Origin of the sequence: Mycobacteroides chelonae CCUG 47445, assembly GCF_001632805.1 — a bacterium.
Classification (GTDB): Bacteria; Actinomycetota; Actinomycetes; order Mycobacteriales; family Mycobacteriaceae; genus Mycobacterium; species Mycobacterium chelonae.
Genome location: NZ_CP007220.1, coordinates 4,281,822 through 4,307,566, shown reverse-complemented (window position 1 = coordinate 4,307,566; position 25,745 = coordinate 4,281,822). Strand labels below are relative to the sequence as shown.

At 64.0% G+C, this 25,745-nt stretch carries 26 protein-coding genes and 1 pseudogene; 13 read left to right on the top strand and 14 right to left on the bottom strand.

Annotated features, from left to right (window positions below):
* Positions 1-37: 37 nt before the first annotated feature.
* On the bottom strand, positions 38-961 hold the full coding sequence (locus BB28_RS21080) for an IclR family transcriptional regulator (protein ID WP_046254918.1): 924 nt from the start codon (positions 959-961) through the stop codon (positions 38-40).
* A 119-nt stretch (positions 962-1,080) separates the two neighbouring features.
* On the opposite strand from BB28_RS21080, the gene BB28_RS21075 reads away from it, so the two are divergent.
* The 5 genes and pseudogenes from BB28_RS21075 (at position 1,081) to dtd (ending at position 5,003) form a co-directional block, all read left to right on the top strand.
* A complete protein-coding gene (locus tag BB28_RS21075) occupies positions 1,081-2,253 on the top strand; it encodes a hypothetical protein (RefSeq protein WP_046254917.1) in 1,173 nt (390 codons plus the stop codon).
* Positions 2,253-3,038 carry an SDR family oxidoreductase gene (locus BB28_RS21070; protein ID WP_046254916.1) on the top strand — a complete coding sequence of 262 codons (786 nt, stop codon included), beginning with the start codon at positions 2,253-2,255 and terminating at the stop codon, positions 3,036-3,038. The genes BB28_RS21075 and BB28_RS21070 overlap by 1 nt, the downstream gene beginning before the upstream one ends.
* Positions 3,039-3,055: 17 nt before the next feature.
* Positions 3,056-4,219 carry a sulfotransferase family protein gene (locus BB28_RS21065; RefSeq protein WP_046254915.1) on the top strand — a complete coding sequence of 388 codons (1,164 nt, stop codon included), beginning with the start codon at positions 3,056-3,058 and terminating at the stop codon, positions 4,217-4,219.
* Between the two features lie 84 nt (positions 4,220-4,303).
* Positions 4,304-4,570: pseudogene (locus BB28_RS24760) on the top strand (FAD/NAD(P)-binding protein); the annotation flags it as partial.
* 1 nt (position 4,571) lies between these two features.
* On the top strand, positions 4,572-5,003 hold the full coding sequence (gene dtd, locus BB28_RS21060) for a D-aminoacyl-tRNA deacylase (protein WP_046254914.1): 432 nt from the start codon (positions 4,572-4,574) through the stop codon (positions 5,001-5,003).
* A 1-nt stretch (position 5,004) separates the two neighbouring features.
* Here the strand turns inward: dtd and BB28_RS21055 are convergent, their stop codons facing one another.
* Positions 5,005-5,439, bottom strand: a complete 435-nt coding sequence (locus BB28_RS21055; protein WP_081252303.1) for a hypothetical protein — start codon at positions 5,437-5,439, stop codon at positions 5,005-5,007.
* Between the two features lie 61 nt (positions 5,440-5,500).
* Positions 5,501-6,703, bottom strand: a complete 1,203-nt coding sequence (locus tag BB28_RS21050) for a 3-ketosteroid-9-alpha-monooxygenase, oxygenase component (RefSeq protein WP_046254912.1) — start codon at positions 6,701-6,703, stop codon at positions 5,501-5,503.
* A gap of 141 nt (positions 6,704-6,844) precedes the next feature.
* Here BB28_RS21050 and BB28_RS21045 point away from each other — a divergent pair, with 141 nt between their 5' ends.
* Entirely contained in the window at positions 6,845-7,366 is a 522-nt protein-coding gene (locus BB28_RS21045; RefSeq protein WP_046254911.1) for a gamma carbonic anhydrase family protein, read from the top strand.
* Positions 7,367-7,369: 3 nt separating this feature from the next.
* Here the strand turns inward: BB28_RS21045 and BB28_RS21040 are convergent, their stop codons facing one another.
* Positions 7,370-7,846 carry a nitroreductase family deazaflavin-dependent oxidoreductase gene (locus BB28_RS21040; protein ID WP_046254910.1) on the bottom strand — a complete coding sequence of 159 codons (477 nt, stop codon included), beginning with the start codon at positions 7,844-7,846 and terminating at the stop codon, positions 7,370-7,372.
* A 123-nt stretch (positions 7,847-7,969) separates the two neighbouring features.
* Here BB28_RS21040 and BB28_RS21035 point away from each other — a divergent pair, with 123 nt between their 5' ends.
* Positions 7,970-9,316 carry an FAD-dependent oxidoreductase gene (locus tag BB28_RS21035; protein WP_046254909.1) on the top strand — a complete coding sequence of 449 codons (1,347 nt, stop codon included), beginning with the start codon at positions 7,970-7,972 and terminating at the stop codon, positions 9,314-9,316.
* A gap of 61 nt (positions 9,317-9,377) precedes the next feature.
* Here the strand turns inward: BB28_RS21035 and BB28_RS21030 are convergent, their stop codons facing one another.
* Genes BB28_RS21030 through BB28_RS21015 form a run of 4 tightly spaced genes read right to left on the bottom strand, consistent with a single transcriptional unit; the run spans position 9,378 to position 13,031 of the window.
* Entirely contained in the window at positions 9,378-9,779 is a 402-nt protein-coding gene (locus BB28_RS21030) for a nuclear transport factor 2 family protein (protein WP_046254908.1), read from the bottom strand.
* A complete protein-coding gene (locus BB28_RS21025; RefSeq protein ID WP_109550479.1) occupies positions 9,776-10,972 on the bottom strand; it encodes a thiolase domain-containing protein in 1,197 nt (398 codons plus the stop codon). Before BB28_RS21025 ends, BB28_RS21030 begins: the two co-directional genes overlap by 4 nt.
* 2 nt (positions 10,973-10,974) lie before the next feature.
* A complete protein-coding gene (locus BB28_RS21020; protein WP_046254906.1) occupies positions 10,975-12,042 on the bottom strand; it encodes a thiolase domain-containing protein in 1,068 nt (355 codons plus the stop codon).
* Positions 12,042-13,031: a Zn-ribbon domain-containing OB-fold protein gene (locus tag BB28_RS21015; RefSeq protein ID WP_109550480.1), complete on the bottom strand. Its 990-nt coding sequence runs from the start codon at positions 13,029-13,031 to the stop codon at positions 12,042-12,044. Before BB28_RS21015 ends, BB28_RS21020 begins: the two co-directional genes overlap by 1 nt.
* A gap of 77 nt (positions 13,032-13,108) precedes the next feature.
* Between BB28_RS21015 and BB28_RS21010 the strand changes: the two genes are divergently transcribed.
* Complete coding sequence (locus BB28_RS21010) at positions 13,109-14,140, top strand: LLM class F420-dependent oxidoreductase (RefSeq protein WP_046256042.1); 1,032 nt, start codon at positions 13,109-13,111, stop codon at positions 14,138-14,140.
* On the opposite strand, the gene BB28_RS21005 is transcribed toward BB28_RS21010, so the two are convergent.
* Together BB28_RS21005 and BB28_RS21000 are read right to left on the bottom strand one after the other, a co-directional pair.
* The gene (locus BB28_RS21005) at positions 14,137-14,766 is read right to left on the bottom strand and encodes an LON peptidase substrate-binding domain-containing protein (protein WP_191985242.1); all 630 of its coding nucleotides are present in this window, start codon (positions 14,764-14,766) and stop codon (positions 14,137-14,139) included. The two genes, BB28_RS21010 and BB28_RS21005, sit on opposite strands and share 4 nt — an antisense overlap.
* Before the next feature lie 15 nt (positions 14,767-14,781).
* Entirely contained in the window at positions 14,782-15,624 is an 843-nt protein-coding gene (locus tag BB28_RS21000) for a crotonase/enoyl-CoA hydratase family protein (RefSeq protein ID WP_046254905.1), read from the bottom strand.
* 53 nt (positions 15,625-15,677) lie between these two features.
* Here BB28_RS21000 and BB28_RS20995 point away from each other — a divergent pair, with 53 nt between their 5' ends.
* Both BB28_RS20995 and BB28_RS20990 read left to right on the top strand, forming a co-directional pair.
* A complete protein-coding gene (locus tag BB28_RS20995; RefSeq protein ID WP_046254904.1) occupies positions 15,678-17,330 on the top strand; it encodes an acyl-CoA synthetase in 1,653 nt (550 codons plus the stop codon).
* 3 nt (positions 17,331-17,333) lie between these two features.
* On the top strand, positions 17,334-18,449 hold the full coding sequence (locus BB28_RS20990; RefSeq protein WP_046254903.1) for an NAD(P)H-dependent flavin oxidoreductase: 1,116 nt from the start codon (positions 17,334-17,336) through the stop codon (positions 18,447-18,449).
* A gap of 82 nt (positions 18,450-18,531) precedes the next feature.
* Here the strand turns inward: BB28_RS20990 and BB28_RS20985 are convergent, their stop codons facing one another.
* From BB28_RS20985 to BB28_RS20970, 4 genes are all read right to left on the bottom strand, one after another.
* Positions 18,532-19,389, bottom strand: a complete 858-nt coding sequence (locus BB28_RS20985) for a DUF559 domain-containing protein (RefSeq protein ID WP_046254902.1) — start codon at positions 19,387-19,389, stop codon at positions 18,532-18,534.
* 93 nt (positions 19,390-19,482) lie between these two features.
* The gene (locus BB28_RS20980) at positions 19,483-20,988 is read right to left on the bottom strand and encodes a long-chain-fatty-acid--CoA ligase (protein ID WP_046254901.1); all 1,506 of its coding nucleotides are present in this window, start codon (positions 20,986-20,988) and stop codon (positions 19,483-19,485) included.
* Positions 20,989-20,997: 9 nt separating this feature from the next.
* Positions 20,998-22,095 (bottom strand): acyl-CoA dehydrogenase family protein, encoded by a 1,098-nt coding sequence (locus BB28_RS20975; RefSeq protein ID WP_046254900.1) that lies wholly within the window; start codon positions 22,093-22,095, stop codon positions 20,998-21,000.
* Positions 22,096-22,111: 16 nt separating this feature from the next.
* Positions 22,112-23,290 (bottom strand): acyl-CoA dehydrogenase family protein, encoded by a 1,179-nt coding sequence (locus BB28_RS20970; RefSeq protein WP_046254899.1) that lies wholly within the window; start codon positions 23,288-23,290, stop codon positions 22,112-22,114.
* Between the two features lie 218 nt (positions 23,291-23,508).
* On the opposite strand from BB28_RS20970, the gene BB28_RS20965 reads away from it, so the two are divergent.
* The 3 genes from BB28_RS20965 to BB28_RS20955 all read left to right on the top strand — a co-directional run bounded on the left by BB28_RS20965 (position 23,509) and on the right by BB28_RS20955 (position 25,695).
* Positions 23,509-23,700, top strand: a complete 192-nt coding sequence (locus tag BB28_RS20965) for a ferredoxin (RefSeq protein WP_030096329.1) — start codon at positions 23,509-23,511, stop codon at positions 23,698-23,700.
* Positions 23,701-23,796: 96 nt separating this feature from the next.
* Positions 23,797-24,702 carry a 3-oxoacyl-ACP reductase gene (locus BB28_RS20960; RefSeq protein WP_046254898.1) on the top strand — a complete coding sequence of 302 codons (906 nt, stop codon included), beginning with the start codon at positions 23,797-23,799 and terminating at the stop codon, positions 24,700-24,702.
* A 225-nt stretch (positions 24,703-24,927) separates the two neighbouring features.
* The gene (locus BB28_RS20955) at positions 24,928-25,695 is read left to right on the top strand and encodes an MlaE family ABC transporter permease (RefSeq protein ID WP_005071300.1); all 768 of its coding nucleotides are present in this window, start codon (positions 24,928-24,930) and stop codon (positions 25,693-25,695) included.
* Positions 25,696-25,745: the final 50 nt, after the last annotated feature.

Here is a 25,745-nt window from a genome sequence, read left to right as displayed (position 1 = left end):
CACTCGGCGGAGGGGAGGACGATGAGAAACGGTGGAGCTAGGCGGGCTTGATGCCGCCGATGTGTTCGGTGATTCCGTCGGCGGTGTGTACCAGAGCCTTGGCGCGCACGGTGATCTCCGCATCGGTGAGGTCGTCGCCGATGTAGAGGCTCGCGACCATTGCCTGCTTGCCGTTGTGGTCGTAGACCGGCGCTGACATGACGTTTACCCGGTGGCGTACTTTCGCCCCCGAGCCGACTGTGTAGTTCTCGCTGCGCAGGTAGACCCGCTCGCCGATTCCCGACACGATCTCGCCGAGGAGGGCGCGCAGCTCGTTGGGGATGTCACCGGGAACTCCGGCCATGAGTGAGTACAGCTGCCGTCCGGCGGGGGTCAGCAGTTCGACGAGATAGCCGTCGGTCCGGCATTCCTGGATCACCTTGCGCAGCCGTTCATCTGCGGTACGGCCGGGCGCGGTCGGGTCCTTGCCCAGCCAGGAGGCGATGGTTTCGTCGGTGTCCCAGAGCACAAACATCAGGCCCACGGGTGGAGTGAACGGATAACTCTGGCCTACCTCGACCCGGACCGGATGGTCGGGGTCGCTGACCACTTCCAGCACCGTGACCCGATCGCTGACAACAGCGGACAACGCCGCGGTATGTCCGAATTCTCGGGTAAGCATGAGTAATTGATCGCGGCTCGCCGGCTTGGCGCGCAGCGATTCCTGGGCGGCTCTGCCGACACGGATGAGCGCCGGGCCCAGGCTGTACGTCTTGTCACGGTCATCCCGGATGAGATACCCGGACTCGGCCAGGGTGGTCACGATGCCCAGGCAGGTCGGCTTACTCAGTCCCAACCGGCGCGCCAATTCGGACAGTCCGAAGCGCTCGGTGCGGTGTCGTGCCAGGAAATCGAGTACGGCCATCACACGTTCGGCAGGGGGCGATGTCCTGCCTGCCCCATTGTCCCGTTCCTCGACCACCGGCGAAACCTCCTGTGCCCCTGCGTAGATCCGGACATTCTTGACGTACCTGGCGGGGCGCTCTAATGTCTGGAGGGATTCTACCACTGCGGTACATATTTGTACCAGTCAGGAGCGCCATGTACAGCGAGGCATTCACCGCCGCGATCGCGGAAGCCGAGGAGCTGATTGTCGCCGCGCCCCACATCGACACCGAGGCCGACCTGCTTGAGGGGCTTCAGTATCTGGCGCAGGGGATTGCGGCCTGTACGCACATGGCGTTTCATACCGACCGCGATCACCCATTCCTTCTTTCTGGCACGGGGCCATTCACGAAAATGGGATTGGACAACCCCGACACTCTCTACTTCGGCGCGCGGGTCAATGGCGAGTTCGAGTATGTGGTCACCGGAACACGGGGCACCACTGCGGATTTGAGCTTCCAGGTGCTCGGCGGTGGTGATTACACCGACAAGAACGTGCCGGGAAGCGCCATCGCCTTCGACGATCGCGAAATTCATATCGAGAGCGACGGCAGCTTCGAAGTCCGTTTCGGTCCAGGGCCGGCAAGTGAGTCGCGACCCAACTACTTCACCCTCGGTCCGGGGCCGGCGCAGCTGGTCATGCGTGAGGTGTACAGCGACTGGCGTGCGCAGCGCGGCACCCTCGCCATCGCGCGGGTGGACACCGCGGGCACCGCACCGGCCCCCCTGACCAAGGGGCAGATCGAAAAGCGTTACGCCAGTGCTGGTAAGCAGCTGGTGAACCGGGTCAAGACCTGGCTGCAATTCCCCAAATGGTTCTACGACAATCTGCCTGTCAACACCATGACCGAGCCGCGACTCACGCCCGGCGGTCTGGCCACGCAGTTCTCCTCGGTGGGGCACTATGACCTGGCCGACGATCAGGCGATGATCATCACCGTCCCCAAATCCGATGCGCCGTATCAGGGTTTTCAGCTCGGAAGCCTGTGGTACATCTCGCTCGATTACATCAACCATCAGACCTCGCTGAACTCCAGCCAGGCTCAGGTTGACCCGGATGGCAACATTCGGATGGTGGTGAGTAATGCCAATCCTGGTGTCACCAACTGGATTGAGACGCTGGGGCATCGCCGTGCATACCTTCAGTTCCGGTGGCAGCGGGCCGATCGCCCGCTTACGGCCGCCGACGGCCCGACGGTCGAGGTGGTCGCGATCGGTGATGTTCCCGCGAAACTGCCGCATTACGCACTGAATCAGATCAACGCGGAGGGCTGGCGCGGTCGGATCGCCGAGCGTCAGATAGCCATCGGGACAAGGATGTTGGGCTGATGAGTCTCCTTGACTTTGACGGCAAGGTTGTCGTGGTGTCCGGTATCGGCCCAGGGTTGGGCGGCGCACTGGCCACCAAGTTCGCCGCGGCCGGTGCCGATGTCGTCCTCGCGGCACGTACCCAGTCGCGCCTCGAAGAGGCGGCCGAACAGATCACCGCGACCGGGCGCAAGGCCCTTGCGGTGGCCACAGATATCACCGATGAGTCCAGTGTCGCCAACCTCGTCGAACGTGCCACCGAAACATTCGGAAGCATCGACGTCCTTGTCAACAACGCCTTTAGCATTCCCTCGATGAAGTCTTTGGAGAAGACGGACTATCAGCATATTCGCGATAGCGTCGAACTCACGGTGGTCGGTACGCTGAGACTGACGCAGGGCTTTGCGGGTGCGCTCGCCCGATCGAACGGGGCGGTGGTCAACATCAACTCGATGGTCATCCGGCACTCGCAGATCCGTTACGGCAGTTACAAAATCGCCAAGTCCGCGCTGCTGGCCATGTCACAGTCGTTGGCCACAGAATTGGGGCCACTGGGAGTTCGGGTGAACTCGGTGGTACCCGGATACATGTGGGGTGAGAACCTCAAGGGCTACTTCGAGCATCAGGCCAAGAAGTACGGCGGCACCGTCGAGCAGATCTACGAATACACGGCCGCGAACTCCGATCTCAAACGGCTTCCGACCACCGAGGAAGTGGCCAACGCCGTGCTGTTCCTTGCGTCCAACCTGGCGAGCGGAATCACCGGCCAGGCCCTCGATGTCAACTGCGGCGAGTTCCACGCTTAGCCACAAGGAGAATCCACATGAGTCTTGAATCAAACACAGAGCGCACCAGCGTCGGCACCGTCGACGATTTGCACGAGTCGGCCACCCGGCTGATCGGACTGAACGACTTCGGGGACGGGGCCGTCGACAACTACCGTGAAGCGCTTGGGGTGCTGCTCGACTCGTATCACAGTGAAGCCGGGCTGACCCCGTTGGGCTCCAAGATGTCTCGGGTATTCCTGCGTGGTGCGTTGGGCGCACGGTTGCTCAGCGAAGCGGCATTCAAGGCGCACCCCGACCATGCGCAGGTCGCCATCGATCGACCCATCTTTGTCACCGGACTACCGCGCACGGGCACCACCGCGCTGCACCGCCTGCTCAACGCTGATCCGATGCATCAGGGGCTGGAGATGTGGCTGGCCGACTTCCCGCAGCCTCGACCGGCGCGCGATACCTGGGATGCCAATCCGGTGTACCAACAGTTGGAGGAGCAGTTCTCCAAGCACCACGTGGAGAACCCGGAATTTATGGGGCTGCATTACATGTCGGCCACCGAGGTCGAGGAATGCTGGCAGCTTCTGCGGCAGTCGGTGCACTCGGTTTCGTATGAATGTCTTGCGCACGTGCCCTCCTACGCACAGTGGTTGTCGCAGCAGGACTGGACCCCGGCCTACCGCCGTTATCGGGCCAACTTGCAGCTGATCGGTCTCAATGACATCGAAAAGCGTTGGGTGCTCAAGAATCCGAGTCATCTTTTTGCCCTTGATGCGCTCATGGAGGTGTACCCGGATGCATTGGTCATCCAGACGCACCGCCCCGCCGAGACCATCATTGCCTCGGTCTGCTCGCTCAACGAGCATGCGACGGCAGGCTGGTCGGAGACCTTTGTCGGCGCCACTCTCGGCGCTGATCAGCTGGATACCTGGGCTCGTGGCCTGGAGTCGTTCAAGTCCGCGCGCACCAAGTACGACGAGGCGCAATTCTGCGATGTCGACTACTTCGACTTCATCTCCGATCCGATCGGCACCGTTGAATCCATTTACCGGCACTTTGGATTGGAGCTGTCGGCGTCCGCTCTGGTGGAGATGCAGAAGATGAACGATGAGAGTCAAAAGGGCCCGCGCGCACCCAAGCATGTCTACTCGCTTGCCGACTATGGGCTGAGTAAGGAAGCGGTGATGGAGCGGTTCGCGGGGCTGTGACCCGCATCGCCGTAGTAGGCGCCGGCGCGGCGGGAACGCTTGTCGCCCTGCATCTACTGCGGCGCGAGACCATCGGGACACTGCGTGCGCGCGGTGATCAATTGCACCGGGCCGCAATACGATCTCACCGCCGGTGCCGATCGGTTGTGGAACCAACTCCTTGCCGACGGACTGGCGCGACCCGGCCCACTGAACCTCGGGTTGGATACCGATACTGATGGAAGGCTGCTACCTGGCGTGGTGCCCATGTGGGCAATAGGGCCATTGCGGCGTGGAAACCTCTGGGAAACAACGTCATTCGTGGAGATTAGGGCACAGGCGGAAAAACTGGCAGCGCTGATAGGGTCGTAGCGTGCGTGTTCTGGTGCAGCGGGTCACTTCGGCAGCCGTGTCCGTCGACGGGCAGGTGGTTGGTGCGATCCGCCCCGAAGGTCAGGGACTGTTGGCTTTGGTGGGTGTCACCCACGACGACGATGCCGACAAGGCCGCTCAACTCGCAGAAAAACTGTGGCAGCTGCGCATTCTCGATGATGAGAAGTCTGCTGCCGACCTAGGTGCCCCGGTACTGGTGGTCAGTCAATTCACGTTGTATGCCAACACGAAGAAGGGGCGTCGTCCGGCGTGGAACGCGGCGGCACCCGCAAGCGTCGCCGAACCGATCGTGACGGCATTCGCCGACGCCCTGCGCAGCCTCGGCGCGCACGTGGAAGACGGCGTGTTCGGAGCACACATGAGCGTTGAACTGATCAATGACGGTCCGGTGACCGTGCTGCTGGAGCTTTAGGTCAGCCGTCTCCGGGAGGCGGAGCCGTGCAGATCGGGTCGAGGCAACCCTCGGCCACGGCATGCGCGATGCTGTCAGATAGACGCGGGCACCCGCGCACCCGCGCGGTGTTGGTGCCCTCCTCGCGCATCTGCGCGAAGAACGCGCATCGCCCTGCGGCCGCGGCATTCCATTGCACGGCAGTGTGATTGACGCCGAGTTTCTTCACCATCACCGAGCCATGGCAGAACCGGCAGTCGACCTCCTGTAAGCCGGAGGTCAGATACCGCTGTTTGTCGTCCTCGGTTGCCTCATGTAGGCGTGCGGCGCGTTCTGGATCGTGCTCGAAGGCCGGCGCCTTCGACCAGTGTCCGTTCGGTCGCCCCGTCGGCAGATGGTCGTGGTCGTCCCCATGGGCGCCGTGCAGTGCCAGCATTGACTGCGCCAGGTCCTCCACCGGTGGTGGGCTGGTGTTCTTCTCAGTCAAGGATGACCCTGCCGAAACTTCAGTCATGGCACTAGCTTTGCGTCGCCTCAGCAGGAGATTCGACCTCGGCTTGAGATTCTGCAGAAGCCTTCTCTTCGGCTTGGCGTTTGAGGTTTTCGTCGACCTCGCCGTGCCAGAATTCGTTGGCCTTGGTGGTGTCGATTTCGAGTTCGAATCGGTCGGTCATCTCCGGAGTGACGTCGGCCTTGTCGACATAGAACTGTGAGTACCAGCGGCGCATCTGGTAGACGGCGCCGTCTTCTTCGACGAGCAGCGGGTTGTCAATGCGGGTTTTGTTCTTCCAGATCACGACGTCTTGCAGGAAGCCTTGTCCGACACCCTTGGTCATCGCGCGTGAGAGCTTGCCGGTCATTTTCTCGTCCATGCCTTCGGGCTTTTGGACGATGACACCGTATTGCAGCACAAAGGAATTCTGATCGATCGGGTAGTGGCAGTTGATCAGGATTGACTCGGCTTTGTAGCCGCCGTAGTTGTTGTGCAGCCAGTTGATCATGAATGAGGGCCCGAAGTAGGAGGCTTCTGAGTCCAGGATCTGCTCGCCGGTGTACTGCGAGGAACCGCCCAGGGTGACATCCGGACGTCCGACGGTGCGCAGATATTGGGAGGCGATGTGTCCTTCGAAAACGTTCTTGAAGAAGGTCGGGAAGCCGAAGTGGATGTAGTAGAAGTGCGCCATATCGGTGACGTTGTCGACGATTTCGCGGCAGTTGGAGCCCTCGATGACGATGGTGTTCCAGTCCCAGGTGGTCCAGCCGTCGTCGTGGTACTCGGGAACCTCCGGGATTGCAACGTCCTCGGTGGGGCCGTTGCCCTCGGCGTCATGCCAGACGAACAGCAGACCGCTTTTGATGTCGGTGGTCCAAGCGCGGGTGCGGGCCAGCTTCGGGGTGCGCTTGGCGTAGGGGACGAGCTTGCATTTGCCGTCGCCGCCCCAGCGCCAGTCGTGGAACGGGCAGGCCACGTTGTCGCCCTTGATGCTGCCCTGGGACAGATCCCCGCCCATGTGACGGCAGTAGGCATCAAGGACTTTGAGCTCTCCCTGGGAGTCGGCGAAAACCACCAACTTGGTGCCGAACGCATCGATCGCATGGGGCTCACCGTCGCGGAAACTCTCGGCAACACCCAAGCAATGCCAACCACGGGCATAACGCGTCGGAAGCTCACCAGTGTCGATCTCGCGAACGCCGGTTCCTGCTGCGGTATCTGTGCTCATGGCGGGGCTGCCTCCAAGTGTTTCAATGCTGGCCGCTCGGGCGACCATCTTCAACTAGAACAGGTTACAGTTTTGACCCCCCGGGGCGCAAGAAATGTGCCTGCCACAAGCGGAAATAGTGGCCTTGGCTAGGGTCTGCGCATGCCTTTGTACTCACTCGACGGAAAAAGCCCGAGCGTCCACCCGGAGGCGTTCGTCGCGCCGACCGCCTGTCTTATCGGAGACGTCACGGTGGAAGCCGGTGCTTCGATCTGGTTCAACACGGTTCTTCGTGCCGATTACGCGCCGATTGTCATTCGTGCGGGCGCCAACATTCAGGACGGGTCGGTGCTGCACAGCGACCCGGGGATGCCGGTCGATATCGGCGAGGGTGCCACCGTGGCCCACATGTGCCTGGTGCACAGCTGCACCGTGGGCGATGGCGCCCTGATCGGAAATCACGCGACCGTGCTCGACGGCGCCTCCATCGGTTCGCGCAGCATGGTGGCGGCGGGTTCGTTGGTGCTCGGCGGCGCCCAGATTCCGGAGGACGTGCTGGTGATGGGATCGCCCGCCAAGGTCAAGGGCCCTGTTGCGGGTACTCCGGCGGAGTTCCTCACCAAGGGTGTTCCGGCCGCGTACCAGGCACTCGGGCAGCGCTACCTGGCCGGTTTGGACACCTAACCGCTACGGCCTGCTCAGCTGCAGGCAGTCGGGCACGTTGAACACCCGCTGCATCCGCAATTCCTTGGCGGGCAGCTGGGCACGCACCTGGGCGGTGTGGACCACGCGTGGGTCGGTAAGGCGCAGAGTTTCCCCGGCCCGGACCAATTCGGCGCCGCCCCGCGCGATGACATTGCGGACCCAGTCGGCGTTCGCGCCGTACGGCAAGAGGATGAGCACGGTGTTCTCGTGTGTGTCGAAGGCCTCGACCGGGGTCTCGTAGGCACGTCCGCTGTTCCTGCCGGTGTGGTGGATGACCGCTGTTGATGTGGATGCGGTACCGGCGGTTGTCATCACCCTCGGGTTGGTGACGGCGCGATTGAACCGGCGGATCGCGTTGAGTATCGCGGGGATCTGCATCCGGATACCGGCTACGAGCAGTGCGAATAGGGCGAGCGGAACCGCCACGACTACGCCGATGAGGATGAGCGCGATGAGCACGCGTTCAGGCTACTGAGATGCGATCGGGAGTGTGACCAGGATCTCTGGACGTGCGTCCCACTTTCTTCGGAATTCTTTTTAGGCTTGCCTTACCTAATCAATGTCCGAATCAAAGGGGATGGCATGAGGAAGATCCGAGTCGCGGTTATCGGCGCAGGTCCGGCCGGTATCTACGCCGCCGACATCCTCACCAAGGAGTACGAGCAGGCGCAGGTCGATGTGTTCGATCGGCTGCCTGCGCCCTATGGCTTGGTGCGTTACGGCGTGGCTCCCGATCATCCCCGCATCAAGGAGATCATCAAGGCGCTGCGCCGGGTGCTCTCGCGCGACGAGATTCGGTTCATCGGCAATGTCCACTACGGCACCGACATCAAGCTCTCGGATCTGCGGCGCTTCTATGACGCGGTGATCTTCTCGACTGGCGCGCGCGCCGACCGTGACCTCGACATCCCCGGTATCGACCTTCCGGAAAGCTATGGCGCCGCCGACTTCGTCTCCTGGTACGACGGTCATCCCGACGTGCCACGTGACTGGCCGCTGACGGCCAAGAGCGTTGCGGTGCTGGGAGCCGGAAATGTGGCCCTGGATATCGCGCGCATGCTGGCCAAGCCCGCCGACGAACAGCTCAGCACCGAGATCCCCGCCAACGTCTATCAGGGTCTGGCGCTCAACCAGGCCACCGACGTGCACGTCTTCGCACGGCGTGGTCCGGCGCAGATCAAGTTCAGCCCCATGGAGTTTCGCGAGCTGTCCCACTCGCCGAGTGTGGATGTCATCGTGCACCCAGAGGGATTTGAGATCGACGAGGGCAGCCAGCAGGCCATCAATTCCAGTAAGGCCACCAAGCTCGTCGTCGACACCATGATGAAGTACCTCGACACCGAGCCCACCGGCGCGCCGCACCGCATCCACATCCACCTGTGCCAGTCGCCCGCGGCCGTGCTGGGGATCGATCGGGTCGAAGCCCTGCGCACCGAGCGCACCGAACTCATCGGCAACGGAACTGTCAGGGGAACAGGCGAATACACCGACTGGCCGGTGCAGGCGGTCTACCGCGCGGTCGGCTACATCTCCTCGCACCTGGCGGATCTGCCGTTCGACCACCACGCCGGGGTTGTCCCGCACGACGCCGGGCGGGTGCTCGATATCGACGGAATCCCGGTCGAATCGACCTACGTCACGGGCTGGGTCAAGCGCGGGCCTGTGGGCTTGATCGGACACACCAAATCTGACGCCGCCGAGACGATTTCCAGCCTGCTGGCAGACCTCCCGGGTATTCAACCCGCCGAAATCTCCGACCCCGATGCGATTTTCGCGCATCTACGGGGAAGCGGGATTGACTACACCACGTGGGAGGAGTGGGAACGGCTCGATGCTCACGAGGTAGCCCTCGGCGAGGAACAGGGTCGCGAACGCATCAAAGTGGTACCGCGCGAGGAGATGATCAGCGCCGGTCGCCAGGCCTCTTAGCGCGAAGACATAAAGGCCCCCGTCGCTGCGAGCGCGGGGGTCTTTATGTGGTTCGGCGGAGTCAGACCTTCTTGGCGGTCCCCGCCACCTTCTCGAACTCCCAGTACGCGCGCAACACGACGAGCTTGCCCTCGTCATTGGCCTCGTAGGTGAACACACCCTCGGCCGTCATCTGGTAGCCGTTCATCGTGGTGACGATCCGGCCCACGTTGGCCTGATGTGTGCCGCAGTCATAGGTGGCGTCGAAGATGAAATCCAGGTTCTCGGTGGGGGCAATGATGTTGTCCCAGAAAGCCCCAATGGCCTCCTTGCCGCGATGCCCCTTGCCCTCGGGATCGAACGGCGACGGACCCACCGGATCCTGCACTACGCCGTCGTCGGCGAAGTTGTCGACCCAGGCCTGCTTGTCGCGGGCTTCGACGGCCGCACGGGAACGCTTGCCCGCTTCATCGGCGAGGCTCATGCCTTACTCCCATTCCCTGCGGGCTTTTCGCTTCCCACGACCCACATCGAGTAGTACTGCGAACCGCCGCCGTAGGCGTGGCCCAATGCCTTCTTGGCGCCCGGCACCTGATGGTCACCGGCCTTGCCCATCACCTGGATGGCAGCCTCCGCGAACCGGATGAGGCCCGAGGCCCCAATCGGATTCGAGGAGAGCACACCGCCGGAGGCGTTGACGGGGATCCGGCCACCAATGGCGGTCTCGCCGGCCTGGGTCAGCTTCCAGCCCTCACCCTCGGCCGCGAATCCCAGGTTCTCCAGCCACATCGGCTCGAACCACGAGAACGGGACGTAGATCTCTGCGGCGTCGATCTCGTCGATCGGGCTGGTGATTCCCGCGTCACGCCACAACGCCGCCGCGGCGTCGCGTCCTGCCTGCGGGTTCACCCGGTCGCGTCCGGTGTAGTCGAGCGGCTCGGTACGTAGCGCGGTGGCATGCACCCAAGCGACCGTATGGCCGTCGGCGATACGGTCGTCCGCGGTTTGTTCGTCTCCCACCACGATTGCGCATGCGCCGTCCGAGGACGGGCAGGTCTCGTCGAAGCGGATCGGGTCCCACAACATCGGAGAGGCCATCACCTTCTCGACGGTGATATCGGGCTGGTGAAGGTGCGCCAGCGGGTTCTTCGCCGCGTTGAGCCGGTCCTTGACCGCGACGATTGCTCCGGTGTCCAGCGGAGCCTTGGAACGTTCGATGTATGCGCGCACATGTGGGGCGAAGTAGCCGCCCGCGCCGGCGCCCACGGGCACCGAGAACGGCACCGGAATCGACAACGCCCACATGGCATTCGACTCGGACTGCTTCTCCCAGGCCAGCGCCAGCACGCGGCGGTACTTGCCCGACTGCACCAGGCTGGCCGCGACCACGCCGGTGGAGCCACCGACCGAACCGGCGGTGTGTACCCGGATCATGGGCTTTCCGGTCGCGCCGATCGCGTCCGCCATGAAGAGCTCGGGCATCATGACGCCCTCGAAGAAGTCGGGGGCCTTACCCACGACGACGGCGTCGATATCGTCCCAGCCGACACCCGCGTCGGTCATTGCCCGGTCGATCGCTTCGCGGACAAGACCATTCATGGATACGTCGTGGCGCTTGGCTACGTACTTGGTCTGCCCGGTGCCGATCACGGCAGCGAGGTTTTTTGATGCACCCACGATTACTTACCCTCCAGCACCGCGACGAGGTTCTGCTGAAGTACGGGCCCGCTGGTCGCGTGGGCCAGCACCCTTCCTGCCGAACCATTCCAGATATGTTGTGCGGCAAAGCCGATCCGCTCCAGTCCGGCCGAGAACATCGGGTTGGCCACCAGGGTGCCGCCCGAAGGGTTCACGGTCGTGGAGTCCTTGAGGCCAATGGCGTCGGCGAGGATCAGCTGCTGATGGCTGAACGGCGCGTACAACTCGGCCACCTCGATGGAACAGGTGTCGCCGCCGGTCGCGGCGGCCGCGGAGGCGGCTGTGGATGGCGAGGTGGTCAGATCTCGGGCACCGAGTATCGGTGTCTCGATCCGATGTTCGAATCCGGTAATCCACGCCGGGTTTTCGCGCAGCTCGCGGGCGCGGTCACCGGAGGCCAGCACCATGATCGAGGCGCCATCGGATATCGGTGCGATGTCGTGCTTGTGCAGTGGGTCGGCGAAGTATTCGCGCGCCAGCAGCTCGTCGACGCTCGAGGCCGGGGCCTCGGAGTCGACGCGCTGGGCGCGGCCGAGGGCGTCGAGGGCAACCTGCGCCATCTGCTCCTTCGTCCACTTTCCCGAGTCCAGACCGACCCGCGCCTGCAGCGCCGCCAACGACACCGAATCGGGCCATAGCGGGGCGACGGTGTACGGATCGGTCTGCAGGGCAAGGGCTCTGCGTAGGGTGCCGGCAGACGACTTCCCGAATCCGTAGACGAGTGCGGTCTCCACCTGCCCGGTGAGGATCTTGATGTAGGCCTCGTACAGCGCCCACGCCGCGTCCATCTCCACATGAGACTCGTTGATCGGCGGCACCGCACCGATCGAGTCGATCGCCGAGATGAACGAGAAGGCGCGCCCGGCCAGGTAATCAGATGATCCCGAGCACCAGAAGCCGATATCGGACTTGGTGATTCCGAGGTCGGCGTAGATCTCCCGGAAACAGGGCACCAGCATCTCGACACCGTTGGTGGTGCCCTCGGTGCTGCGTACGTGAGGGGAGTGGGCGAAGCCCACAACTGCTACTGCGGGGGCAGCGGAACTCATCAGATCCGGTCCTTGTAGGTCTCGTAGTCGGCGTCGGGTTCACCGGTGGGGCGGAAGTACTGGATGTTGTCTATCCCGTATCCCCACTCCTCCTTGGGCTTCCACACGGCCTCGACCCGCATGCCCATGCGGACGTCCGCCGGATCGATGTCGTAGACGAGGTGCAGGAACGGAATGTCGGCACCGTCGAGCAACACATATGCGGCCACATACGGCGGCTTGATGCGCTGCCCGGGGAACGGGATGTTGATGATCGCGAAGGTGGTGACGACGCCCTTGTCGGCCACTTCCACCAGGTCTGAGGTGGGCTCACCGGTCAGGGGATCGGCACCACGAGCCGGGAAGTACACGCGTCCACCCGCGCCGGTGCGGCCGCCGAGCAGCTTGCCCTCGGCCAGAGCGCGTAGATAGGCGCTCTCCTCCGGTGAAGTGATGTGCTGAACTTCCAGCCGGATGGGGGTGACCTGCATGGTCACCGGCTCCTGATCCGGCGCGGGCGCGGGCACGTCGATCGGACGGTCTCCGAGCGCGAAGTAGGCGATGTCGGTGATCGCGCCGACGGTCTCATCGGCCCATACCGCGTGCACGCGGGCACCGGTCTCGATACCGGCGGAGCCCGCAGCTCCTACGTCGACGGCGTGCAGCAGCGCGGTGTCGGCACCGTCGAGCTTGATGAGTGCCCAGGCGAACGGTGTGGCCAGCGGTTGGCCCTCGAGCGGCTCCGGCTGCCAGGACCACGACTGCACCGTGCCCACGCTCGACACCGGCACCACCTCGGTCAGGGGTGCGTAGGTCACCGGGTCGTACTCGGCCGCCGGTACGTGAACCCGGCCGTCGCTGCCGCGGGTGCCGACAATCTGCCGATCGCGCAGGGCGGTGAAGAACTTGGAGAGGGTCGGTCCCACCGAACGGGTGTAATCAAAAGACAGTTCGAGGGGTGCCGTCAGGAGGGGCAATTGCCCGGTTGTGCTGCTTTGGCTGACTGTCACACCTCCGAGTAGAACAAGTTCTAGTTTTTTTCGCAAGGGTGGTGGTCGCGGCATATCCCGCCGGTTACAGTCGGGCCATGAAATTCGGATTGCAGCTGGGGTACTGGTCGGCCTCCCCGCCGGAGAACGCGCCCGAACTGGTGGCCGCCGCCGAGGAGGGCGGGTTCGACGCCGTCTTCACGGCCGAGGCCTGGGGTTCCGACGCGTACACCCCGTTGGCCTGGTGGGGATCGGACACCAGCCGAATCAGGTTGGGTACCTCGGTGATTCAGCTCTCGGCGCGAACGCCCACGGCCTGTGCCATGGCGGCCCTGACGCTGGATCACCTCTCCGGTGGCCGCCACATCCTGGGGCTGGGCGTGTCCGGGCCCCAGGTGGTGGAAGGCTGGTACGGACAACCGTTCCCCAAACCCCTGGCCCGCACCCGCGAGTACATCGACATCATCAGGCAGGTATTGGCCCGCGAGGCGCCCGTACGCAGCGACGGCCCGCACTATCCGCTGCCGCTGACCGGGGACAAGGCCACCGGGCTCGGCAAACCGCTCAAGCCGATCGTGCACCCGCTGCGCGCCGATATCCCCATCTTCCTCGGCGCCGAGGGCCCGAAGAATGTGGCGTTGACCGCTGAGATCGCCGACGGCTGGCTGCCCATGTTCTACGCGCCGCGGCTCGCCGACATGTATAACGAATGGCTCGACGAGGGCTTCTCGCGTCCCGGCGCCCGGCGCAGCCGCAAGGACTTCGAGATCGCCGCCACCGCGCAGGTCATCGTCACCGACGATCGCCGCTCGGTGCTCGATCAGCTGAAGCCGTTCTCCGCCTTGTATATCGGGGGCATGGGTGCGGTTGAACTCAACTTCCACGCCGAGGTGTATCGGCGCATGGGCTACGGCGAGGTGGTTGATGAGGTCACCGAGCTGTTCCGCACCAACCGCAAGGACAAGGCGGCCGAAGTGATTCCGGATGAGTTGGTGCTCGACACCACCATCGTCGGAACCGAGGCCGAGGTACGCGAGCAGATCAAGACGTGGGAGGCCGCGGGGGTCACCATGCTGGTGGTCGGTTGCCGCAGTGTGGCGCACGTCAAACAGTTGGCGGCGCTGACTTAAGCCTCGCGGAAGTCGAGCATCGCGGTGACGGTGTCGACGGCCTCATTCAGTGCGTGAACCCGCGCCTCCAACGTCGGCGCTGCCAGCACGGCGTGCCGATCGGCCTGACCCATCGGCACTCGAGATGCCAACGCGTACAGCCGCTTTTCGGCGCCGCTGGGCAGCCCGGTGGCGATGGACCACCGGCGGGGGAGGCGCACCTGTTGTGCGGTCGCGACCCGGCGCAGCAGGTTCTCGATACGTGCCTGCACTTCGTTGAGGGCACTCAACGGCAGCACCCGCTCATCGAGTTCGTCGGGCCACGGTTCGGTCTCGGCGCGCGGATACGGATCATCGTCGAGCCACCGGGTGATGCGGATTCGATACGCACCCTCGCAACGCAACGCGAAGCGCTCCGCGCCGAGGGACTCGCAGTCCAGGACGCGGACCGCGGTGCCGACGTCGTGCCGGATATCTCCGCCGCCGACCTCTCGGCCGCGAGCGATCAGAACGGTGCCGAAGGTGCGATCGGCGGCCATCACGTCCCGGACCAGGGCGACGTAGCGTGGCTCGAAGATGCGCAGCGGTAAAGGCTCGCCCGGCAGTAATACCGACTGCAGCGGGAACATGGGCGTCACGCCGCCCACACTATGCGTGGTGGCTCAGGTGCCGGTGAAGTTGGGGGCGCGCTTCTCGGCGAAGGCGCGGGGGCCTTCCTTGGCGTCGTTACTGGTGAAGACCCCGATGCCGACCTTGGTGTCGGCCTTGAACGCCTCGTTCTCGTGCAGGCCTTCCGAATCGCGGATGGTCTTGAGGACTGCCTGGACCGCCAGGGGCCCGTTCGCGGCGATCATGTTCGCGAGCTCCAGGGCTTTGTCCAGGGCCTGGCCGTCGGGGACGACGTGGCCGATGAGCCCGATGTCCTTGGCCTCCGGGGCCTTGATGTGCCGTCCGGTAAGCAGGATGTCGCAGGCCACCGTGTACGGGATCTGACGGGGGAGGCGCACTGCCGACCCGCCCATCGGGTACAAGCTCCACTTCACCTCGGAGACACCGAATTTGGCGCTCTCACCCGCGACTCGGATATCGGTAGCCTGCAGGATTTCGGTGCCGCCGGCGATCGCGGGACCCTCGACGGCTGCGATCAGCGGCTTGGTCAGGCGCCGGCCCTTGAGCAGACCGGGGATGACGGACGGGTCGTAGCTGCCATCGGAGAACTGGTCGCCCGGGGCGCGCTTGTTCATCGCCTTGAGGTCCGCTCCGGCGCAGAAGTACCCGCCCGCGCCGGTGAGGATGCAGACGCGAACCTCGGGATCGTTGTCGACGCGGTCCCAGGCCTGCGTCATGATCTCCAGCATTTCCCCGGACAGGGCGTTGCGTGCGTGCGGACGATTCATCGTCACGACGAGGACATGATCGCGGAGTTCCACCAGGGCGTGCGGGGCGTCCTGCTCGGTCACGGTGTGCGATGAGCCGCTTGCGCGAAGAGCGTCAGCTTCGGTCATTGAGGTCCTCCAAGATGCCGGGGCTTGTCTAAAAATGTAACACGTTCTAATTTATGGACATGGCCCTTAACATTGCCGACCTCATTGAGCATGCAATCGACACTATGCCCGATCGTGTTGCCATCATTTCCGGTGACCGAAAGCTGACGTACGCAGAGCTTGAGGAGCAGTCCAACCGGTTAGGGCATTATCTGCAGAGCCGGGGCGTGGGCCCGGGCGACAAGGTGGGCCTGTACTGCCGCAACGGCATCGAGATCGTCGTGGCGCTGACGGCCATCGTCAAGATCCGCGCGATCTCGGTCAACGTGAATTACCGGTACGTCGAGGCCGAGCTGCACTACCTGTTCGAGAACTCCGATATGGCGGCCCTGGTGCATGAGCGTCGGTATGCGGACAAGGTCGCGAACGTCCTGCCGAGCACCCCGAACGTCAAGACCGCGATTGTCGTCGAGGATGGAACCGACCTCGACTACTCGCCGTACGGCGGCGTCGCGTTCGCAGACGCGCTAGCGCAGGGATCTCCGGAACGTGATTTCGCCGAGCGCAGTCCCGATGACATCTTCCTGATCTACACCGGTGGCACCACCGGCTTCCCCAAGGGGGTGATGTGGCGGCACGAGGACATCTACCGCTCGCTGTTCGGTGGCATCAACTACGTCACCGGCGAGTACATCGAGGGTGAGTGGGACCTGGCCAAGCAGGGAGCCGAGGCCGCTCCATTCATCGGTTTCCCGATCCCACCGATGATCCACGGCGCCACCCAGGCCGCGACCTTCATGGCCCTGTTCCAGGGGCGCACCACGGTGCTCGCGCCCGAGTTCAACCCCGAAGAGGTGTGGGAACTCATCGAGAAGCACAAGATCAACATGCTGTTCTTCGCCGGCGACGCGATCGGGCGACCGCTGATCGACGCGTTGGATACCGAGGTGGGCCGCGCCCGCGATCTGTCCTCGCTGTGGGTGTTGGCCAGCAGTGCCGCACTGTTCTCGCAGACGGTCAAGGAGCGGTACCTGGAGCTGCTGCCCAACCGGGTGATCACCGATGCGATCGGCGCCTCCGAGACCGGTACCGGAGGGTTGTCCACCGTTACCAAGGGGCAGATGCATCCGGGTGGCCCGACCGTGAAGATTAGTTCCACCACAACGGTTCTCGACGAGGAAGGCAATCCGATCCAGCCCGGTTCCGGGGTGCGGGGTCTTATCGCCAAGAGTGGCCACATCCCGGTCGGATACTTCAAGGACGAGAAGAAGACCGCCGAGACGTTCAAGACGTTCAACGGTGTGCGGTACGCGATCCCCGGTGACTGGGCGACCGTCGAAGCCGACGGCACCGTCACCATGCTGGGTCGCGGATCGGTGTCGATCAACACCGGCGGCGAGAAGGTGTTCCCCGAGGAAGTCGAGAGCGTCCTGAAGGGCCATCCCGCCGTGTTCGACGCGGTTGTCGTCGGTGTGCCCGACGAGAAGTGGGGCCAGCATGTGGGTGCCGTCGTCGCGGTGCGTCCCGGCGTGGAGCTCACCTTCGAAGACCTGGATACCCATGCGCGCAAGGAGATTGCCGGATACAAGGTGCCGCGCAGCGTCTGGATTGTGGACACCGTCAAGCGCAATCCTGCGGGCAAGGCCGACTACCGCTGGGCCAAGGAGGTCTCGGAAACCGAGAAGGTGGACCTCGTGAACACCAAGCACGTCAACACGGGAGCGTGAGCCATGCACACCGACCTTTGTGAGCGGTTCGGAATCCGTTATCCGATATTCGGTTTCACGCCGTCGGAGAAGGTCGCCGCGGCCATCACCCGCGCGGGCGGGATGGGTGTGCTGGGGTGTGTCCGCTTCAACGATCCCGACGAGTTGGACGCCATTCTGAACTGGATGGATGAGAACACCGACGGCAAGCCTTACGGTGTCGACATCGTGATGCCTGCCAAGGTGCCCACGGAGGGCACCGCGGTGGACATCGACAAACTGATTCCACAGGGGCACAAGGACTTCGTCGAGAAGACTCTTGCCGGCCTGGGCGTGCCCCCGCTGCCGGGTGAACGTGAGTCGGCGGGGGTGTTGGGCTGGCTGCATTCGGTGGCCCGCTCGCATGTGGAGGTCGCACTCAAGCATCCGATCAAGCTGATCGCCAATGCGCTCGGCTCCCCGCCCAAGGACGTCATCGACCAGGCGCACGAGCATGGCGTGCCGGTCGCCGCGCTGGCGGGTAAGGCCGAGCACGCCAAGCGGCATGTCGAGAACGGTGTCGATATCGTTGTGGCCCAAGGCTATGAGGCCGGTGGGCATACCGGAGATGTGGCATCCATGGTGCTCTGGCCCGAGATCGTGGATGCCCTCGACGGCAGCGCGCCGGTGCTGGCGGCCGGCGGTATCGGTAGCGGCAGGCAGGCCGCGGCAGCCCTGGCGCTTGGCGCCTCGGGTGTGTGGACCGGCTCCATCTGGCTGACCGCCGCCGAGTATGACCTTGGAACCGTCACCGCCGGTGGCGATTCCGTGGTGCAGCAGGCGCTACTGAAGGCGACCTCCAGCGACACCGTGCGCACCCGCATCTACACCGGAAAGCCCGCGCGACTGCTGAAGACCAAGTGGACTCAGGCCTGGGATGCCGAGGATGCGCCGACACCGCTGCCGATGCCGTTACAGAACATCCTGGTCAGCGGGGCGCACGAGCGGATGAATCGTGCGCATGACCCGGAGACTGTCTGCTTCCCTGCGGGGCAGATCGTCGGGCGGATGAACGAGATTCGGCCTACCGCCGAGATCGTGGCCGACTTGGTGGCAGGTTTCGAGAGCACTGTCGACAGGCTGAACCAGATCCGCGGCTAGCTCTGCCCGCCACCCTCCTAGCCGCCGAGTGTGCGGATAGTGTCGAATATCGGCGAGATTTCCACCGGATCCGCACACTCGACTACGCGGCCAGTGCAGTGAATGCTTCCGCGACCCTGGAGACGATCGTTCCCGCACGATGGCGCACCATGTCGGAGCTCACGCGAACGATGCGCCATCCTTCGTCCGCCAGTTCCTTGGCACGATCGATATCGCGGGACCGTTGACCCGCGTCCGTCCAATGCTGGGCGCCGTCGAACTCGATACCCACTTTATGGTCCTTCCACCCCATGTCGAGGCGCGCGACGAAGTCGCCGAAGCGGTTACGTACAACGAGTTGAGTCTGTGGAGCTGCGAAGCCTGCCCGCACCACGATGAGTCTGGTGCGTGTCTCCCAGGGTGACTCGGCGCCGCCGTCGACCAGATCGAGGACATGAGCGAGCCTTGTCAGACCTCTGGCACCTCGGTGATGTGCCACCACGGTTTCGATATCGGTGACGGAGGTTCCGGTGGCGTTCATCAAGGCGTCGAGACGTTCCACTGCCAGGTCAGTTGCGTTGCGCCGCCCAATGTCGAACGCGGTGCGTGCGGCTGTGGTTACGGGTAGTCCATCGATGACCGTCTGCTCGTCGCGAAGCAGACGGTCGCTCCATACCGAGATCCCCCGCGGAGCACGACGATTGGTATGGATGAGCTCGACGGGACCGCTATGTGGCAGCCACTTTGTGCCATGGACGGCTGCCGCTGATATGCCGGCGAGCACGCCATGGCGCCTCGACCATAGCCATGCCGCCTCGGCGCGCTTGAGCGGTGTGACGTCGGCATCCGTCGGCACATATACAGCGGGGTACAGCGCGGTGAATCCGCGGAGGGCGTACCCAGTGACCAGACGATTCGCGAGCGCCTCATCCCTGATGAATGGCCACGGTACGTCCCCCATGATGGCAGCCTTGCACCGACCACCGACAGTCTCTCGAGTGTGCGGATAGTGTCGAATATCGGCGAGATTTCGACCGGATCCGCACACTGGGCGTCAGGGTTGAACGTAGGTGCTCCCGGAGAGCCGCCACAGCGGGTCGCTGGTTTCCAACGCCTCGGCCGATAGCTGCCGCTTGATCACCTTGAATGTCGCGGTACGGGGGAGATCGGCGCTTATCCGGACGAATGACGGCCACTGCTTGGGCCCGAGATCTTCTTGTGCGGAGAGGAACTCGCCCAGCTTCGATGCCTCGAACCCGTTACTCACGATCAGTGCCGCCATGACACGATCTCCGACGGTGGGATCCGGAATGCCATAGATGGCAACCTCGGTGATATCCGGATGGCGCAGTAGCACTCGCTCGATGGGGGCGGTGCCCAGGTTCTCGCCGTCGACGCGCAGCCAATCGCCCAGGCGTCCGGCGAAGTACACGAACCCGTTTTCGTCGGCGTAGGCGAGATCGCCGCTGCGGTACTTACCCTCGACCATGCGCTCGGCATCGGCCGCTTCGTTCTTGTAGTAACCAGTGAATCGTCCGGGTCCGGTCACATTCACCAGCTCACCGGTGGCTTCCGCGGCATTGACCACCTTGCCGCTCTGATCGAAAACCGCAGGAGGGCAAGGCTGCCCGGTCCGGACATCCAGAATCTGAACGTCGGGAGTCAGGGGGCCTATCGCACCTGGCGGCGTCCCCGGCGCCCAACCCAGCGCCACCCCGCCCTCGGTCGACCCGAATCCGTCCACCACAAAGGCGCCGAATCGCTTGGCGAATCGGTCGGTATCGCCGGCTGCCGCCTCGTTGCCGTACATGAACTTCAAGGGGTTCTCGGCGTCATCGGGCTGTTCCGGTGTCGCCAGCACGTACGACATCGGCTTGCCGACGTAGTTGGCATACGTCGCCCCGTACGTGCGGATGTCGTCGAGGAAGCCCGAGGCGGAGAACCTGCGGCGCAACGCAATCGACGCGCCGGCGGCGACGGCCACCGACCAGCCCGCGAGCACCGCATTGGAATGGAACAGCGGCATCGAGAGATAACAGACATCCGCGGGACCGAGGCCAAAACGTGAGGACAGCATGACCCCCGCGGAGGCCACCTTGGCATGAGTGATCTGGACGGCCTTGGGGTCGCCGCTGGTGCCCGAGGTGAAGATGAGCATGAACAGTTCATCCGGTCGCACATCGGCGATCTCGATCAGCGGATGTTGTTGGTCAACAACGGTTTCGGACTCGTCCGTGATGATGAACTGGCAGTCGGCGAGCTCGACATCACGCTGCAATGCCGATCCGCGCCGGGTCGAATTCAAGCCCACCAGTACCAGACCGCCTAGTGCGGCCGCGGAGAGAAGGCGCGCGAACCCGGGGGTGTTTTCCAGGATCACACCGACGTGCGGTGGCTTTGACGGGTCCAAGCGGGCGCGCAACACCGATGCCAGGCGGCGGCTTTCGGCCACGTGTTCACGCCATGGCGTGAACGAACCCTCGAAGTGCAGCCCCCGGTCCTCAACATCGGCGAGGTTCGCCAGCAGCTGTGTGACCGTTGCGTTCTCCGGCGTGCTCACAACCAGATACTAGGCAGGTGTATCGGCGAGTTCGCGGCCGATGCGGCGCAGCTGCTCTGTCGCGCTGCCCGAGGCGAACTCGCCGTGCTTGGCGGCCAGGAAGTAGCGGTGCACCGGATGGTCCTCGTCGATACCCACGCCGCCGTGCACGTGGACCGCGGTGTGCGCGACGCGGTGGCCGGCATCGGAGGCCCAGAACTTCGCCGTGGCGACCTCGACATCGGCAGGGAGATCCTCCGAGACGCGCCATGCTGCCTGCCACAGGGTGAGGCGCAGACCCTTGACGTCGATGTACCCGTCGGCCAGTCGCTGAGCCACCGCCTGGAAGCCACCGATCGGCTTACCGAACTGCTCGCGGGTGCGCGCGTAGTCGGCGGTGAGCTCCAGCGCCCGCTCCAGCACGCCGAGTTGATAGGCACTGTGCCCCAAAGATTCCCGCAGCCGCAGCCACTCCACAACCTCGACGCCACCGACCTTGCGGTCGGCCGGAACGGGAACCTCGGAGAGAATCAGCTCAGCGGAGCTGTCTTTGCCGGTGGTGTGCAAGGTTTCTTGAGTGACGCCGGCATCGTCGGCAGCCACGAGAAAGACCGCGACACCGTTTTCGGTCTCGGCGGGTACCAGATACGCATCGGCCTCGACCCCGAAAGGCACCAGGACCCGATTGCCGGTCAGCACGTAACCGGCACCCTCAGCCCGGGCGGCGACGGGCCCCTCGCCCGGTTCGCCGTCGAGCGCGATGGTTAGCACCTTCTTACCGGCGACAGCCGGTGCGGCCCAATTATTCTGCAGTGCTTCGGAACCGAACGCGGCGAGCGCTCCGGCCGCCAGCACCACAGACTCCAGGTATGGAACCGCGGCGAGTTCGCGGCCCAGTTCAACGAGAATCGACGACTGCTCCAGCACGCCGAATCCGCCGCCGCTCAACGATTCGGGGGCCGCTGTCGAGAGGATGTCGGCCTCGACGAGCTTGGTCCACAGCTGCCAGTCGAATCGGCTGTCCTGTTTATCGAGCTCCTTCTGGCGCTCCGGGGTGCTGATCGCCGACGCGATGGTGCGGGTCAGGCCGGCAAGGTCGGTCTGTGCCTCGGTCAGGGAGAAATCCATTGCAGTGCAGTCCCTTCTAGCGTGTTGCCGCAGGCTGGCCGAGTGCGGTCATCGCGATGATGTCGCGCTGAACCTCGTTGGTGCCGCCGCCGAATGTGAGGATCAAGCAGGCCCGGTGCATCCGCTCGACGCGTCCGCGCAGCTGCGCACCGGGGGAGTCCTGACGCAGTGTCGCCGCCGTACCGAGTACCTCCATGAGAAGGCGGTAGGCCTCGGTGGCCAACTCGGTGCCGAAGACCTTCGTGGCGGAGGCATCTGCGGGGGAGGGAGCGGCATCGGTGGTGGAGGCCAGCTCCCAGTTGATCAGCTTGAGGTATTCGACCTTGGCATGCACGCGCGCCAGGTTCAGCTGAACCCATTCGGCGTCGATGATCCGGCCGCCTGGGCCCTTGGTGTTCTGCGCCCACTCGCGTACCTCGCGCAGTGCGGTGATGATCGGCGCCGAGGAAACCAGAGCGACCCGCTCGTGATTGAGCTGATTGGTCACCAGCTTCCAGCCCGCGTTCTCCTCACCGACTCGGCTCGTCACCGGGACACGCACGTCCTGGTAGTAGGTGGCGCTGGTGCCGGGCCCGGCCATGGTGCGGACCTTGGTGTAGGAGAAGCCCTCCGCAGTGGTGGGCACGATGAGCATGGAGATACCGCGATGCTTCTTTACTTCCGTGTTGGTGCGCACTGCCAGCCAGATGTAGTCGGCGTATTCGATGAGGCTGGTCCACATCTTCTGGCCGTTGACGATGTAGTCATCGCCGTCGCGAACTGCCGAGGTGCGCAGTGAGGCGAGGTCGGTACCGGCGCCCGGCTCGGAGTATCCGATCGAGAAGTGCAGCTTGCCCGCCGCGATCTTCGGCAGGAAGAACTTCTTCTGTTCGTCGGTGCCGAAGTGCATGATCGTCGGCGCGACGCTGTTGATGGTCAGGAACGGTACGGGGGCGCCGGCGATTGCGGCCTCGTCGGTGAAGATCAGCTGGTCCATCACCGAGCGGTCCTGGCCACCGAATTCCTTGGGCCAGCCCAGAGCGAGCCAGCCGTCGGCACCCATCTGTTCCACGGTCTCGCGGTAGACGTTGCCGCTGCCGTACTCACCCTGATTCGACGCCAAGGCCTCGCGCCGCTCCGGGGTCAGCAGTTTGTCGAAGTACGCGCGTAGCTCGCGGCGCAGCTCTTCCTGCTCGGGCGTGTAGGCGATATGCATGTGTGACCTCCGCTGCCGTGGCCCTCAGGTGTGACCCACGTTGACACAAGAGTTGTAACACGTTCTAGTCTAGGGAGTCCAGACGCGGCGCCACGACACAAACTCAGCCCAGAGATCCTGGAGTTACCAGGGTTGTGTCGTGGATCACGTGTCGTAGTCTGGCGATACAGCCCAGCTAGACGACGGAGTCGGCTCATGGAGCCGGAAAGAGGTTTCCAATGCGTGTCGGTGTAATTCCTGACCGTTGTGAAGGCAACTTGGTGTGTCTCGGGATCGCTCCAGAGGTGTTCGACGTCGATGACGACGACTATGTCGTCATCCTGCAGGAGGAAGTACCGGCCGATCAGGAAGATCTGGTCGAACAGGCGATCGCGGAGTGCCCGCGCGCCGCTTTGATTCGCAAAGACTAGAGGCATTCGTAAATCGCCCGGCCTGCTTCGCCTTCGACGAAGCGGTGCCGGCGTGATCGGGGTGCGTCGAATGCATGGGACTGAAGGGAAAACACTATGAGCGCGATTGCTGATGCCGACCTGAGTGGCCGCGTCGCCATTGTCACCGGAGCTGCGGCGGGACTCGGCCGCGCCGAGGCAATCGGCCTGGCCCGGTCCGGAGCGACCGTCATCGTCAACGACATCGCGCCGGCCCTGGAGGGCAGCGATGTGCTCGACGAGATCGCCGCGGTGGGTTCCAAGGGGGTGACCGTCGCCGGTGACATCGGTGAGCGCGCTACCGCCGACGAGTTGATCTCCACCGCCGAATCGCTCGGTGGGCTGCACGTCGTGGTCAACAACGCCGGCATCACCCGGGACCGGATGCTCTTCAACATGTCGGACGAGGAGTTCGACGCCGTCATCCACGTGCACCTGCGCGGCCACTTCCTGCTGACCCGCAACGCCGCCACCTACTGGCGCGGTGCGTCGAAGGCGGCCGGTGCCCCCGTCTACGGCCGCCTTATCAATACGTCGTCTGAGGCCGGTCTCCTCGGGCCGGAGGGGCAGGCCAACTACGGCGCCGCCAAGGCCGGTATCACGGCGCTGACGCTGTCGGCCGCACGCGCCCTCGGTCGCTACGGAGTGCGGGCCAACGCCATCGCCCCACGTGCCCGTACCGCGATGACTGCCGATGTCTTTGGCGACGCGCCCGAGGACTCGATCGATCCGCTGTCTCCCGAGCATGTCGTGACATTGGTGCGGTACCTGGCCTCGCCCGCCGCCGAGCAGGTGAGCGGTCAACTCTTCATCGTGTACGGACCCACCGTGACGTTGTTGGCAGCGCCTACAGTGGAGGCGAAGTTCACTGCGGAGTCGGATGCGTGGGATCCGTCAGCATTGAATTCGGCGCTGGCCGATTTCTTTGCTGGACATGACCCCAAGCGAACGTTCTCGGCGACCGCACTGATGTCTGAAGGTTAACGAGCGTTACGGTACGGGGCACGGCCAAGATTAGAACCGGTTCTAAATATCGCATCAAAATCCCAGCGCAAAGTGGACGCTGCGTGCGATTTGCCTGCCCAATGATGAATTGACACTAAGAATTTTTTCTCGTTAATATGATGCGCCTCACAGCGTGGTAGGTACACGTCGATCGTTAACCGGGTGGTCGGGTAGAGGCAACGATGTGTGAGACAGGAGCGAAGGTTGAAGCAGCAGCTCGCGGCGCCCGCACGCGCCGTCGGCGGCTTCGTCTCCATGTCGTTGGCCACGTTCCGCAACATCTTCCGCCGCCCCTTCCAGGGCCAGGAATTCCTGGATCAAACCTGGTTCATCGCACGGGTCTCGTTGCTGCCGACGCTCCTGGTTGCCATCCCCTTCACGGTGCTGGTGGCCTTTACGCTCAACATCCTGCTGCGTGAGATCGGCGCGGCCGATCTGTCGGGTGCTGCCACGGCCTTCGGCACCGTGACGCAGCTCGGCCCGGTCGTCACGGTGCTCGTCGTGGCGGGTGCCGGTGCCACGGCGATCTGCGCCGACCTGGGCGCGCGCACCATTCGCGAGGAAATCGACGCGATGCAGGTGCTGGGCATCGACCCGATCCAGCGACTGGTCGTGCCGCGGGTGCTCGCCTCGACCTTCGTCGCGCTGCTGCTGAACGGTCTGGTGTGCGCCATCGGCATGGTCGGCGGGTATGTGTTCTCGGTGTTCCTGCAGGGCGTCAACCCCGGTGCCTTCATCAACGGCCTCACGGTGCTCACCGGTCTGGGCGAGTTGATGATCTCCGAGGTCAAGGCCTTCCTATTCGGCATCTTCGCGGGCCTTGTCGGCTGTTATCGCGGACTCACCGTCAAAGGTGGACCCAAGGGCGTCGGCGATGCGGTCAATGAGACCGTCGTCTACGCCTTCATTTGTTTGTTCGTCATCAACGTGGTCATGACGGCAATCGGCGTGCGGGTCCTGGTGAAACACTAGTGACCGGACCGTATCTTTCGACGCACACCGTGACCTCCTATACCGTCCGG